Source organism: Pseudolabrys taiwanensis (assembly GCF_003367395.1).
Lineage (GTDB): Bacteria > Pseudomonadota > Alphaproteobacteria > Rhizobiales > Xanthobacteraceae > Pseudolabrys > Pseudolabrys taiwanensis.
In genome coordinates, this window is sequence record NZ_CP031417.1 from 3,607,315 (window position 1) to 3,620,452 (window position 13,138).

The following is a 13,138-nucleotide window of genomic DNA, read 5'->3' on the forward strand; positions in this document are numbered from 1 at the left end:
TCAAAGGAACACGACTAATGGACATCAAAGGACACAGCGCGATCGTCACCGGCGGCGGCTCGGGCCTGGGCGCCGCCACGGCGCGCGCGCTCGCGGCAGCCGGCGCCAAGGTCGCGCTGCTCGACATCAACGAGCAGGCGGCCGCGCAGGTCGCCAAGGATATCGACGGCATCGCCATTGCCTGCGACGTCGCCGACAGCGCCAGCGGCGAAGCCGCAGTGAAGAAAGCCAATGACGCCATCGGCACGGCGCGCATCCTGGTCAATTGCGCCGGCGTCGGACCGGCCAAACGTATCGTCGGCAAGGATGGGCCGATGCCGCTCGCCGATTACGAGCGCGTCATCCGCATCAACCTGATCGGCACGTTCAACATGATGCGGCTCGCGGGCCACGCCATGCAGTCGCTCCCGCCGCTTGCCGACGGCGAGCGCGGCATCATTGTCTCGACCGCGTCGGTCGCCGCCTTCGAAGGCCAGGTCGGCCAAGCAGCCTATGCCTCGTCGAAGGGCGGCGTCGCCGGGCTGACGATGCCGGCCGCGCGTGAGTTCGCACAGTTCGGCATCCGCGTGATGGCGATCGCCCCCGGCATCTTCAAGACGCCGATGCTCGCCGCGCTGCCGCAGGAAACGCAGGACTCGCTGGGCGCCGCCGTGCCGTTCCCCAAGCGCCTGGGCGAACCCCGCGAGTTCGCGGCTTTGGTGCTGCACTGCGTGCACAACACCTATCTCAACGGCGAAGTGATCCGTCTCGACGGCGCGCTGCGCATGGCGCCGCGCTAAGCCCGAAATGTCGGACGACGCCGAGCGATCGTCGGGCTCTACGAGCGCAAGGCCCGCGCCTGGGTCGCGGATCGCACGGCTCAGCGCTCGTTGATGGAAAAAGGCTGGCTCGATCGCTTCCTCGCGCTCGTCCCGGCCGGCGGCACGGTGCTGGACATCGGCTGCGGCGCCGGCCAACCGATCGCCGGTTACGTCATCGGCCAAGGCTACGATGTAACCGGCATCGATTCGTCGCCGACCATGATCGCGCTTGCCCGCGGCAATTTCCCCGACCACGACTGGCTGGTTGGCGACATGCGGCATCTCGCGCTCCGCAGGCGCTTTCAGGGCGTCATCGCCTGGGACAGCTTCTTTCACCTCACCTATGACGACCAGCGGCGGATGTTCCCGATCTTCGCCGCGCACGCGCTGCCGGGCGCACCGTTGTGGTTTTCCAGCGGCCCGCGCCATGGCGAAGCCATCGGCAACCTGCATGGCGAGCCGTTGTACCACGCCAGCCTCGATCCGGACGAATACCGCTCGCTGCTCGCCGCCAACGGCTTCTCGGTCGTCGACCACGTCGCCGAAGACCCGGCCTGCGGCGGTCACACCGTCTGGCTGGCCCGCCGCGACAAAGACGGCTAAGAGGACAGCGGCCGCGACAGGAAGCTTACCCGCATGTCCTTCACCTTCAGCCGCACCGTGCGCATCGAATGGGGCGATTGCGACCCCGCCGGGATCATCTTCTACCCGCGCTATTTCGAGATCTTCGACGCCTCGACCGCCCTGGTGTTCGAAGCGGCGCTCGGCATCACCAAGTTCGAGATGTTCAAGCAGCTCGAGTTCTCCGGCTGGCCGATGGTGCGCACGCATGCGCGCTTCCACAAGCCGACCCGCTTCGGCGACGACGTTGTGGTGACAAGCACGATCACCTTCGGCCGCTCGAGCTTCGACGTCGAGCACAAGCTGACGCTGAACGGCGAATTGTGCGTGGAATGCACCGACAAGCGGGTCTGGACGCTCCGCGATGCGGAAGGCCGGCTCAAATCGTTTCCGATTCCGGCCGCCGTGCTGGAGAAGTTTCAAGAAGCCTAGCGGTCATCCCGGCCAAGCGATGCACAGCATCGCGCGAGCCGGGATCCAGTACTCCGTGTCCTCTTGAGAGGCTGCGGCGTACTGGGTCCCCGCTTTCGCGGGGACGAACGCAGTGCTTCACTCGATCTCCCCTGCGATCCGCTTCAAAATCTCCAGGAACCATTTCTTGTCGCGCAGGCCGATGATGCGGTCGAGATTGCGCTCGTGTCGGCGCGCCGCGCGCGTCATCAACGCCAAGGTCTTCTTGCCGGCGGCGGTCAACGTCAGCCGATAGGTGCGGCGGTCGTTGTCCATACGCTTGCGCTCGACCATACCGCGCCGCACCAAATCTTCGATGACCGGCGTGAGGCTCGACTTGTCGCGGCCGTTGGCCGTGCTCAGTTCGGTCTGGCTGATACCGGGATTGCGCGCGATGATCGTCAGCGTGCTGAAACGGCCGGGGCTTTCGCCTATTTCCGCCGAGCGGTGCGAAAACGCCTGAAATGTCGCTTCTTGCGCCACGCGCAGATTGAACCCGACCCAGGTTGCGAGCGGACCGAAATCGACCGGCCTTGCCGCCGCATCGCCGTTGCGCGGCGGACGTCCCGCCCCCTTGCCATTGCCTTTACGCACCGTGACCGTCACTCCCGGAACCGACGTCTTTTCTTTAAAGTTCGAGACCGCTATTAGTTTGAGATCAAACTATCCCTTTACAACCTCCCCGACATTCGGCTCAAATATCGGAAAAGTTGGCGTGAAGCCGACCGAACCGAGGGAGGAAGTCATGAAAGCCCGTTTCGCGGGATATGTCTACGCTGCCGCTTTGGCAACGGTCGTCACTTCCGGTGCGTTCGCGCAAGACAAAACATTCGAATTAAAACTATCGCACTGGGTACCGCCTTCTCATCCGCTGCAGAAGGCGCTGGAAGATTGGGGTACCTCGGTCGAGAAAGACTCGGGCGGCACGATCAAGTTCAAGGTCTATCCCGCCCAGCAGCTCGGCAAAGCCTTCGACCATTATGACATGGCGCGGGATGGCATCGCCGATCTCACGTATATCAATCCCGGTTATCAACCCGGCCGCTTTCCGATCATCGGCGCCGGCGAATTGCCGTTCCTGATCGCCAACGGCAAAGGCGGCTCGCAAGCCCTCGACGCCTGGTATCGCAAATACGCCGACCGCGAGATGAAAGACGTCAAGTTCTGCCTCGCCTTCGTCCACGATCCGGGCACGTTCCATTCGAAATCCAAGAAGATCATGGTGCCGGCCGACATCAAGGGCATGAAGATCCGCCCGGCCCACGCCACCATGGCGACCTTCGTCACGCAGCTGGGCGGCACCAATGTGCAATCGAGCGCGCCGGAAGTCCGCGACATCCTGGAGAAGGGCGTTGCCGACGCGGTCACCTTCCCCTGGGGCTCGATCCCGCTCTTCGGCATCGACAAGGTAACCAAATATCATATGGAGGTGCCACTCTACGTGACGACCTTCGCCTTCGTCTTCAACAAGGACAAATACAATCAGATGTCCGCGAGTCAGAAGAAGGTGATCGACAACCACTGCACCAACGAGTGGGCGCTGCGGGTCGCGAGCCCGTGGGCGGACTTCGAGCACAGCGGCATCGCCAAGCTCAAAGCCGAAGGCCATGACGTCTACACGATCTCGCCGGAGCAGCTCGCCGAATGGAAGAAGGCGGCCGAACCGCTGCATAAGAGCTGGGCCGATAGCGTCAAGAAGGCCGGCGGCAATCCCGACACGATCATGAACGAGCTCAAGGCCGAGCTCGTCAAGTTCAAATCGGCCTACTGATGCGCGGGCAAGCGGGTCGCGGTCCGGTCGACCGCTTCATCGATGCCATCGAAGTGGCGGCGGCGAGTTTTCTCGCCGTCGTCACACTGCTTACCTTCGTGTCGGTGCTGCTGCGCTATTTCTTCGCCTGGTCCATTCCGGATGCTTACGATTTCACCCGTCTGCTGCTCGGCATTCTGATCTTCTGGGGCATCGCCGTTGCCGGCTATCGCGGCGACCACATCACAGTCGACCTGCTCTGGAGCGCATCCCCGGCCTGGGCGCAGCGCGCGATGGACGTGTTCGCGGCCGTCGTCACGCTGATCGCGATGATCGCCCTGACATGGATGTTCGCGGTCAAAGTCATCGGCACACGCGCCGACAATGTCGGCACTTTCGATCTGCGGCAGCCGGTCTGGATCTACTACCTGATCGCCTGGATCGGGCTCGCCTCGTCGGTCGTTCTGCTTATCGCGCGCACGATAAGGCTGATTTTCTGGCCGGAGATACTGGCCCGCCCCGACGAAATCCATTCAGTCGAGTAGGCCGGTTATGAGCACCGACGCGGTCGCCGCCATTGGCTTTGTCTCCCTCTTCGCGCTCATGATGTTGCGGGTGCCGGTCGGCATCGCCATGGGCACCGTCGGCGTTCTCGGCTTCGGCTACATGGTCGGCGATATGGGGCCGGCCCTGCGCCTCCTGGCGCAGTCGCCGATCCGCACCGCCACGGACGCCGAATTCGCCGTCATCCCGCTGTTCCTGCTGATGGGCGCTTTCGCCTCGTCCTCCGGCATGAGCCGCGAGCTGTTCCGCGCCTCGAACACCTTCCTCGGCCATCTACGCGGCGGCCTTGGCATCGCCACCATCGCGGCCTGCGGCGGCTTCGCCGCCATCTGCGGTTCATCCGTTGCCACCGCGGCCACCTTCTCGAAGGTCGCCTATCCCGAGATGCGGCAATATGGCTATCCGCAGAGCTTCGCCACGGGCGTGATCGCGGCGGGCGGCTCGCTCGGCATCATGATCCCGCCGTCGACGGTGTTCGCGGTCTACGGCCTCATCACCGAGCAGGATATCGGCAAGCTGTTCATCGCCGGCGTCGTGCCGGGCATCCTGGCGGTGGGAATGTACATTCTCACCATCAACATCATCGCCGTCGTCCGCCCAGGCTATTTGCCGAAGACGCCGCGGCATAGCTGGGCCGAGCGTTTCGCCGCCTTGCGCGACATCTGGGCGGTGGTGCTGCTGTTCGCCTTCATCATCGGCGGCCTTTATGCCGGTATGTTCACCGCCACCGAGGCGGCCGGCATGGGCGCCGCCGGCGCTTTCATCATCGCCGTGCTGCGCCGCAAGCTGTCGCGCCAAGAGTTCATGCGCAGCCTGATCGAGTCGCTGCGCACAAGCGCCTCGGTGTTCACGATCCTCATCGGCGCACTGATCTTCGGCTACTTCCTTACCATCACGCAGACGCCGCAGAAGATCACCGAGATCCTGACCGGCCTCGGCCTCGGGCCGTACGGCGTCCTGGTCCTGATCATGCTGATGTATCTGGTGCTCGGCTGCATCATGGATGCCATGGCGATGATCATCCTGACGATCCCGATCGTCTTTCCGGTGATCAAGGCGCTCGGCTTCGACCCGATCTGGTTCGGCGTCATCATTGTGATGACGGTGGAACTCGGCCTCATTCATCCGCCGGTCGGCATGAACGTCTTCGTGATCAAGAGCGTGGTCAAGGACGTGAAACTATCGACCATCTTCTACGGTGTGATGCCGTTCGTGCTGACAGACATTCTACGGCTGGCGATCCTGATCGCGTTTCCGATCCTCGCGACGTGGCTGCCGTCGCACATGTAGGGCCCTGCCCACGAGACACCCGCGTCAACCGCAAACGCCGGAACATTGTGCCGCCTTTCTCTGCTGGGACATCTGAGATAGTTGAAGCCCCAACCATTCCGCGCAATCAAGGAAGTCACCACGTGTACACAGCCGGAACCGCATTCCTCGAGGCATTGAAGGAGGCCGGCGTCTCCTATGTCTTCGCCAATCTCGGGAGCGATCATCCGGCCATCGTCGAATCGATCGCGGAAGGCCAAGCCAGCGGCCGCGGCTTTCCGTCGCTGCTCACCTGTCCCAACGAGATGGTCGCCTTGAGCGCGGCCCACGGCTTTGCCCAAGTGAGCGGCCAGGCGCAGGCGGTCATCGTCCATGTCGAATGCGGCACGCAGGCGCTCGGCGGCGCCGTGCACAATGCGCTGCGCGGCCGCGTGCCGGTGCTGATCTTCGCCGGCGCCACGCCCTATACGCAGGAAGGTGAACTGAAAGGGTCGCGCAACGAATGGATCCAATGGATCCAGGATATCGCGGATCAGCGCGGCATCATGCGCAACTACGTCAAGTTCGACTACGAATTCCGTACCGGCCGCAACGTCAAGCAGGTCGTGCACCGCGCCATGCAGCTCGCCAAGAGCGATCCGATGGGTCCGGTCTATCTCGTCGGCGCGCGCGAGGTGATGGAAGAAGATGCGACGCCCGTCGCCATCGACGTGACGCAATGGCCGCCGATCGCGCCCTTGCCGATCCGCGAGGAGGATGCACGAGCCATCGCCGATGCGCTCGCCCGCGCAAGACGGCCCCTGGTGGTCACGAGCTATCTCGGCCGCAATCCGGCGGCGGTCGCCGGACTCACGCAATTATGCCGCCGGCTCGGCATCGCCGTATTGGAGCAGTCGCCGACCAACGTGAACTTCCCACCCGACGACCCGCTCTATATGGGCAACCGCTGGAGCGAGCCGTACCAGGAGCCGGTGCTGGCGGAGGCCGACGTCGTGCTGGTCATCGACAGCGATGCCCCCTGGATTCCGTCGACCAGCAAGCCGAATGACAACGCCGCGATATTCCACATCGACGTCGATCCGCTGAAAGACGACATTCCGCTCTGGTACATCAAGGCACAACGCGTGCTGCGGGCCGACGCTGCCACCGCGCTCATGCAAATCAATACCGCGCTCGACCATATGAAACCGGACACCGCGGCGGTGCAGGAACGGACGGCGCATTACGGCAAACTGCATCGGCAGCGGGCGCAAGAACTGGAGCGCCGCGAACAGCCAGGCTCGGTGCTCACCGGTGAATATTTCACCGCCTGTCTGCGCAAATATGTCGACGACGACACCATCGTATTGAGCGAGACCATCACCAACTACCCGACCATCGCCAATCACCTGCGGCCGTCGCGGCCGGGGACGTTCTTTCTGAGCGGCGGCTCGTCCCTCGGCTGGAACGGCGGCGCCGCGATCGGCGCCAAACTCGCCGCGCCCGATAAGACTGTCATCAACCTGACAGGCGACGGCTCCTATATGTTTTCGGTGCCATCGTCCGTGCATTGGATGGCGCGCAAATACGGCACGCCATTTTTGCAGGTCGTGTACAACAACGGCGGCTGGCGCTCACCGAAGATGTCGGCGCTGGCCGTGCATCCCAAAGGCTATGCGAGCCGCGCCAATGCGATCGGCGTCGAGTTCGATCCGGAGCCCGATCACGGCGGCATCGCCGCCGCGGCCGGCGGCGCCTACGCCCGCAAGGTCGAGAAACCGGAGGACGTCGACGCCGCCATTGCCGAAGCACTCCGCGTCGTACGCGAGGAAAAGCGTTGCGCGGTGCTCGACGTAAAAATTCCGCATTTGTGAAGCGACCCGGCCTAACGATGTATCTCGCGCATATGTTCTCTGCGCGTAGCGACATGCGTTCTGCGCCGTTGTAAGCCCTTCCGCCGTCGGTTAAAACGCGCGCAAATAAAAACGCGCCTGCGTCGCAGGCCGTCACCGAAGGGAAGAAACACATGACTGCTGCGCCCACTCCACGGCCCACGATTGCGGGCGAGGCTTTCCTCCGGGCGTTGGCCGATCACGGCATTGACTATTTTTTCGCCAATCCCGGGACGGACTTCCCGCCCATCGTCGAGGCGTTCGACCGCGCCAAAAAGACGAACGCCAAGGTTCCTAAACCGGTGCTGGTGCCGCACGAGAATCTCGCGGTGGCGATGGCCCACGGGGCCTATTTGATGAACGGCCGGCCGCAGGCCGTCATGGTGCACGTCAACGTCGGTACCGCCAACACGATCAACAACGTGACCAATCTCTACCGCGACCGCATCCCGCTGGTGCTCGCGGCCGGCCGCACGCCGATCACCGAGAAGGGTCAATTCGGCTCGCGCTCGCGCCCGATCCATTGGGCGCAGGAAATGTTCGATCAGGCCGGCATGCTGCGCGAAGTGGTGAAGTGGGATTACGAGCTGCGCATGCCCGGCCAGGTCGGCGACGTGGTGGCGCGCGCCGTCGAGGTTTCGATGGCGCATCCACGCGGCCCGACTTATCTCGTGCTGCCGCGCGAGCCGCTGTCGGCGCCGATGCCGGAGCCGCTCGGCCCGATGAAGCCGCGCGCGCAGGCCGCGGCGACGTATCCCGATCCGCAAGCGATCGCCACGCTCGCCGAATGGATCGCGAGTGCCGAACGGCCGCTGATCATCACCTCCAATTTGCCGGCCGATGCCGTCGCACCGTTGTCACAACTGGCCGAGCGCTGCGCCATACCGGTCATCACGCAGAACCCGCGCAGCGTCTGCCTACCCTCGAGCCATCCGATGCACTTCGGCTACGAAACAGGCACGCTGCTCACCGAAGCCGATCTCGTCATCGCGCTCGACTCCGACGTGCCGTGGATGCCGCACCTGCAACAGCCGCAGGCTGGCGCGCGCATCGCCCATATCGGCGAGGATCCGTTCTTCGTGCGCTATCCGATGCGCTCGTTCCCGAGCGACGTCACTATCCAGGCCGGCGTGGTGAACGCCCTCGCGGCACTGAACGAAGCGGTAGGACAAAAGCTGCCAACGGCCGATGCACGCATCGGCGCGCGCCGTACGCGCCTCGCCGAGCGCATGCGCAATCGGCAAGCGCAACTGAAGAAGGACTCGGCGCCGGGCGAACGGATCTCGCCCGCTTATCTGTCGCGCGCCATCGGCGAGGCGGTCGGCGACGACGCCGTCATCTTCAACGAATATCCGCTGCGCGCCGATCACTGCCCGCGCGAAAAGCCGGACACCTTGTTCGCGCTTGGTCCGGCAGGCGGCCTCGGCTGGGGCCTGGGCGCCGCGCTCGGCGCCAAACTCGCCGCGCCGGATAAGCTCATCGTCGCGACCTTGGGCGACGGCGCCTACATGTTCTCCAATCCGATGGTTGGGCATTGGGTGTCGGCCGCGCACAATCTGCCGATCCTCACCATCGTCTTCAACAACAGCCGCTACGGCGCGGTCCGCAACTCGACCATGTCGATGTTCAAGGACAGCGTCGCCGGCGAATACGACTGCAACACCTTGGCGGACCTCAACCCCTCGCCGCCCTTCGACGAGATGGCGAAGGCGCAAGGCGCCTATACGCAACGCGTTGAGAAGCCGGCCGATTTGCCGGAGGCTCTGGCACGCGCCCGCCATGCCGTCGAGGTCGAGAAGCGGCAGGCCCTTCTCAACGTCATCACGCCTTACTAGAACATCGCGACACCAAGAACCCGCCAGGAGTAACGCATGCGCGTCGACGCTTATACTCACTTCATGCCGAGCCGGATGTTCAAGAAGCTGGTCGATTCCGGCTATCCCGACATCGGCAAGCGCATGCGCGAAGTGCCGTGCATCCATGACCTCGACGAACGCCGCCGCGTCGTCGATTCGTTCAAGGATTACGCGCAGATCCTGTCCTATCCGATGCCGCCGCTGGAAATGCTGGCCAAGGGCGACGGCGCGCAGGTTCAGGCCGATGCCAAGCTGATCAACGACGAGTTCGCGGAAATCTGCGCCAAGCACAGCGACCACTTCCCCGGCTGGGTCGCGCAAGGCGCCCTCGGCTCGGCCGACGCCGGCGTCGCGGAAGCCGAACGCGCCATCAAGAACGGCGCCCTCGGCGTGCAGATCTACACCAACGTCGCCGGCAAGCCGCTCGACGACCCGGCCTTCGAGCCCTTCTTCGCGGCCATGGAAAAGATGGACAAGCCGATCTGGCTGCATCCGGCGCGCGGCGCGGCGTTCGCCGACTATGCCAGCGAGAAGAAGTCGAAGTTCGAGATCTGGTGGGCCTTCGGCTGGTCCTACGAGACCGGCGCCGCCATGGCGCGCCTCGTGTTCTCGCGCATCATGGACAAGTATCCGAAACTCAAGATCATCACCCACCATTTCGGCGGCATCGTGCCGATGCTGGAAGGCCGCATCGGCCCCGGCTGGGATCAGCTCGGTGCGCGTACGTCGGATGAAGATCTCACGGTGCTCTTGAAGGAACTCAAGAAGCGCCCGCTCGACTACTTCAAGCACACCTTCTACGCCGACACGGCCACGTTCTCGGCCAAGCCGGCGCTCGACGCGGGCTTCGCCTTCTACGATCTCGACAAGATCGTGTTCGCGTCGGATTGCCCGTTCGATCCGGAGAAGGGCACGATGTATACGCGCGATGCGCTGCGCTTCATCGAGGAACGCGACATGCCGAAGGCCGAGAAGGACATGGTCTGGCACGGCAACCTCGAGCGCATCACCGGCGTGACGTTCAAGAAGTAGAAGCCCCGCCGCGATTCTGGCGTCATGGCCGGGCTTGTCCCGGCCATCCACGTCTTGAAGCCCCCCGGCGAGTAAGAAAGACGTGGATGCCCGGCATAAAGCCGGGCATGACGGGCGCAAAAATCCGGCACGGCATGAAATCCTGCCGGGTATCTGCTAACGTCCGCGCCCATGGCGCTGACCAACCCCATCGGCCTTGAAGAGCCTGACGAGACCCCGCCCGCCGCACAGCCTGCGCCGGAGACGACGGGCCACGTCACGCCGGTGATGGCGCAGTTCATCGAGATCAAGGCCGCCAATCCGGATTGCCTGCTGTTCTACCGGATGGGCGACTTCTACGAGTTGTTCTTCGAGGACGCCGAGATCGCGGCGCGCGCGCTCGGCATCGTGCTGACCAAGCGCGGCAAGCATCACGGCCAGGACATCCCCATGTGCGGGGTGCCGATCCACCGCTCCGACGAATATCTGCACCGGTTGATCGCGCTCGGCCATCGCGTCGCGGTGTGCGAGCAGCTCGAGGATCCGGCCGAAGCCAAGAAGCGCGGTTCCAAAAGCGTGGTGAAGCGCGACGTCGTGCGGCTCGTCACACCCGGCACGCTTACGGAAGACTCGCTGCTCGACGCCCGCCGCAACAACTACCTGCTCGCGGTCGCGCGCGCGCGGCTGTCGTCGGTCGGCGAAGAGGCGCGCTTCGCGCTGGCCTGGATCGACATCTCCACCGGCGAGTTCCGCATCACCGAGACGACGCGCGCCGCGCTCGCTGCCGAGATCGCGCGGCTGGAGCCGGGCGAGATCCTCGTCTCCGACGCCCTCTACGGCGATGCCGATCTGGTGCCTTATTGGCGTTCGCTGCCGGCGGTGACGCCGCTGACGCGCGACGTTTTCGACTCGGCGACCGCCGAACGGCGCCTGACCACCTTCTTCGCCGTCGCCGCCAGCGATGCTTTCGGCGCGCTGACCCGTCTCGAACTCACCGCCGCCGCCGCCTGCGTCACCTATGTCGAGCGCACGCAGCTCGGTCAGCGTCCGCCGCTGTCGCCGCCGATGCGCGAAAGCGCCGGCGCCAGCATGGCGATCGACCAGGCGACGCGCGGCAATCTCGAATTGACGCGCACGCTCGGCGGCGAGCGGCGCGGCTCGCTGCTCGACGCCATCGACCGCACCGTCACCTCGGCCGGCTCGCGCCTCCTCGCGCAGCGTCTGTCCGCGCCGCTGACCGCATCGGCCGAGATCGATCGCCGGCTCGACGCGGTCGCGGCCTTGGTCGGCGACCTCGCCGTGCGCGCCGACCTGCGGTCACGTTTGCAGACGGCGCCGGACCTGGCCCGGGCACTGTCGCGTCTCGCGCTCGGCCGCGGCGGTCCGCGCGACCTCTCCGCCATCCGCGACGGCATTCAGGCCGCCGCCGACCTCACGCGCGCGCTCGACGCACTCAAGGAGACGCCGGCCGAGATCGCCGACGCGATCAAGTCGTGCCATCGCCCGAGCCGCGCGCTCGCCAACGAACTCGCCCGCGCGCTCGGCGACGAGCTGCCGCTGATCAAGCGCGACGGCGGCTTCGTGCGCGAAGGCTACGACGCCGCGCTCGACGAACTCCGCGCGCTGCGCGACGAGTCGCGGCGCGTGATCGCGGCCTTGCAGGCGCGCTATGCCGACGAGACCGGCATCAAGGCGCTCAAGATCCGGCACAACAATGTGCTCGGCTATTTCGTCGAGGTGACCGCGCAAAACGGCGACAAGCTGATGGCGCCGCCGCTCAACGCGACGTTCATCCATCGTCAAACGCTGGCCGGCCAAGTGCGCTTCACCACCACCGAGCTCGGCGAGCTGGAGGCCAAGATCGCCAGCGCCGCCGACCGCGCGCTCGGTCTCGAACTCGACATCTTCGAACGGCTCTGCGCCGCGGTGATTGCCGAAGGCGACGCCATCAAGGACTGCGCCGAAGCATTGGCGCGGCTCGATGTCGCCGGCGCGCTGGCGCAGCTCGCCGCCGAACGCGATTACGCGCGGCCCGATATCGACGACAGCCACGCCTTCACCATCGAAGGCGGCCGCCATCCTGTGGTCGAGCAGGCGCTCGCGCGCGATGGCACGCCGTTCGTCGCCAACGATTGCGATCTGTCGCCACCCGAGGAAGGCGAGGCCGGCCGCATCTGGCTTATCACCGGCCCCAACATGGCCGGCAAGTCGACCTTCCTGCGTCAGAACGCGCTGATCGCGATCCTCGCGCAGATGGGCTCGTTCGTGCCGGCAAGGCATGCGCATATCGGCGTCGTCGATCGGCTGTTTTCGCGCGTTGGCGCTGCCGACGATCTCGCACGCGGCCGCTCGACCTTCATGGTCGAGATGGTGGAGACGGCCGCCATTCTCAATCAGGCCGGCCCGCGCGCGCTGGTGATCCTCGACGAGATCGGCCGCGGCACCGCAACCTTCGACGGCCTGTCCATCGCCTGGGCCACGGTCGAACACCTGCACGACATCAACAAATGCCGCGGGCTGTTCGCGACCCACTACCACGAGCTGACGGCGCTTTCGGCCCGGCTGCCGCGTCTGCATAACGCGACGGTGAAGGTGAAGGAATGGAAGGGCGACGTCGTCTTCCTGCATGAGGTCACGGCCGGCGCCGCCGATCGCTCCTACGGCATCCAGGTGGCCAAGCTCGCCGGCCTGCCCGCGCCGGTGATCGAGCGCGCCAAGCTGGTGCTGGCCAAGCTCGAACAGGAAGACCGCGCCGCGCCGAAGGGTTTCGAAGACCTGCCGTTGTTCGCGACGCCCTACAAGGCCGCGCAGCCGGCGGCCGATGGCGCCCACGATGGGCTGCTCAAGACGCTCGCTGCGCTCAATCCCGACGACATGTCGCCGCGCGAGGCGATGGAAGCGCTCTATGCGCTCAAGGCCAAGCTGGCCGGAGCGGACGTGAATTAA

General features: G+C 65.0%; 11 protein-coding genes. 10 read left to right on the plus strand and 1 reads right to left on the minus strand.

The window, feature by feature from the left end:
* Positions 1 to 17 precede the first annotated feature (17 nt).
* From DW352_RS17145 to DW352_RS17155, 3 genes are all read left to right on the plus strand, one after another.
* Entirely contained in the window at positions 18 to 779 is a 762-nt protein-coding gene (locus DW352_RS17145) for an SDR family NAD(P)-dependent oxidoreductase (protein ID WP_115692478.1), read from the plus strand.
* A 93-nt stretch (positions 780 to 872) separates the two neighbouring features.
* On the plus strand, positions 873 to 1,403 hold the full coding sequence (locus tag DW352_RS17150; protein ID WP_115692479.1) for a class I SAM-dependent methyltransferase: 531 nt from the start codon (positions 873 to 875) through the stop codon (positions 1,401 to 1,403).
* Positions 1,404 to 1,436: 33 nt separating this feature from the next.
* A complete protein-coding gene (locus DW352_RS17155) occupies positions 1,437 to 1,853 on the plus strand; it encodes an acyl-CoA thioesterase (RefSeq protein ID WP_115692480.1) in 417 nt (138 codons plus the stop codon).
* A 117-nt stretch (positions 1,854 to 1,970) separates the two neighbouring features.
* Here DW352_RS17155 and DW352_RS17160 read toward each other — a convergent pair whose 3' ends face one another.
* Positions 1,971 to 2,465, minus strand: a complete 495-nt coding sequence (locus tag DW352_RS17160; RefSeq protein ID WP_162827016.1) for a MarR family winged helix-turn-helix transcriptional regulator — start codon at positions 2,463 to 2,465, stop codon at positions 1,971 to 1,973.
* Between the two features lie 151 nt (positions 2,466 to 2,616).
* On the opposite strand from DW352_RS17160, the gene DW352_RS17165 reads away from it, so the two are divergent.
* The 7 genes from DW352_RS17165 (at position 2,617) to mutS (ending at position 13,138) form a co-directional block, all read left to right on the plus strand.
* A complete protein-coding gene (locus DW352_RS17165; RefSeq protein WP_115694461.1) occupies positions 2,617 to 3,642 on the plus strand; it encodes a TRAP transporter substrate-binding protein in 1,026 nt (341 codons plus the stop codon).
* Positions 3,642 to 4,166, plus strand: a complete 525-nt coding sequence (locus tag DW352_RS17170) for a TRAP transporter small permease (protein ID WP_115692482.1) — start codon at positions 3,642 to 3,644, stop codon at positions 4,164 to 4,166. Before DW352_RS17165 ends, DW352_RS17170 begins: the two co-directional genes overlap by 1 nt.
* 7 nt (positions 4,167 to 4,173) lie before the next feature.
* Complete coding sequence (locus DW352_RS17175; protein ID WP_115692483.1) at positions 4,174 to 5,475, plus strand: TRAP transporter large permease; 1,302 nt, start codon at positions 4,174 to 4,176, stop codon at positions 5,473 to 5,475.
* 122 nt (positions 5,476 to 5,597) lie between these two features.
* A complete protein-coding gene (locus tag DW352_RS17180) occupies positions 5,598 to 7,307 on the plus strand; it encodes a thiamine pyrophosphate-requiring protein (protein WP_115692484.1) in 1,710 nt (569 codons plus the stop codon).
* 152 nt (positions 7,308 to 7,459) lie between these two features.
* Entirely contained in the window at positions 7,460 to 9,160 is a 1,701-nt protein-coding gene (locus tag DW352_RS17185; RefSeq protein WP_115692485.1) for a thiamine pyrophosphate-requiring protein, read from the plus strand.
* Between the two features lie 36 nt (positions 9,161 to 9,196).
* Positions 9,197 to 10,213: an amidohydrolase family protein gene (locus tag DW352_RS17190; RefSeq protein WP_115692486.1), complete on the plus strand. Its 1,017-nt coding sequence runs from the start codon at positions 9,197 to 9,199 to the stop codon at positions 10,211 to 10,213.
* Between the two features lie 171 nt (positions 10,214 to 10,384).
* Positions 10,385 to 13,138 carry a DNA mismatch repair protein MutS gene (gene mutS / locus DW352_RS17195; RefSeq protein WP_115692487.1) on the plus strand — a complete coding sequence of 918 codons (2,754 nt, stop codon included), beginning with the start codon at positions 10,385 to 10,387 and terminating at the stop codon, positions 13,136 to 13,138.

What these genes read in the sequence shown, in the direction of transcription:
- mutS (WP_115692487.1), top strand. Translation starts at nt 10,385, where the DNA reads ATGGCGCTGACCAACCCCATCGGCCTTGAAGAGCCTGACGAGACCCCG.
- DW352_RS17145 (WP_115692478.1), top strand. Translation starts at nt 18, where the DNA reads ATGGACATCAAAGGACACAGCGCGATCGTCACCGGCGGCGGCTCGGGC.
- DW352_RS17170 (WP_115692482.1), top strand. Translation starts at nt 3,642, where the DNA reads ATGCGCGGGCAAGCGGGTCGCGGTCCGGTCGACCGCTTCATCGATGCC.
- DW352_RS17155 (WP_115692480.1), top strand. Translation starts at nt 1,437, where the DNA reads ATGTCCTTCACCTTCAGCCGCACCGTGCGCATCGAATGGGGCGATTGC.
- DW352_RS17165 (WP_115694461.1), top strand. Translation starts at nt 2,617, where the DNA reads ATGAAAGCCCGTTTCGCGGGATATGTCTACGCTGCCGCTTTGGCAACG.
- DW352_RS17190 (WP_115692486.1), top strand. Translation starts at nt 9,197, where the DNA reads ATGCGCGTCGACGCTTATACTCACTTCATGCCGAGCCGGATGTTCAAG.
- DW352_RS17175 (WP_115692483.1), top strand. Translation starts at nt 4,174, where the DNA reads ATGAGCACCGACGCGGTCGCCGCCATTGGCTTTGTCTCCCTCTTCGCG.
- DW352_RS17185 (WP_115692485.1), top strand. Translation starts at nt 7,460, where the DNA reads ATGACTGCTGCGCCCACTCCACGGCCCACGATTGCGGGCGAGGCTTTC.
- DW352_RS17150 (WP_115692479.1), top strand. Translation starts at nt 873, where the DNA reads ATGGAAAAAGGCTGGCTCGATCGCTTCCTCGCGCTCGTCCCGGCCGGC.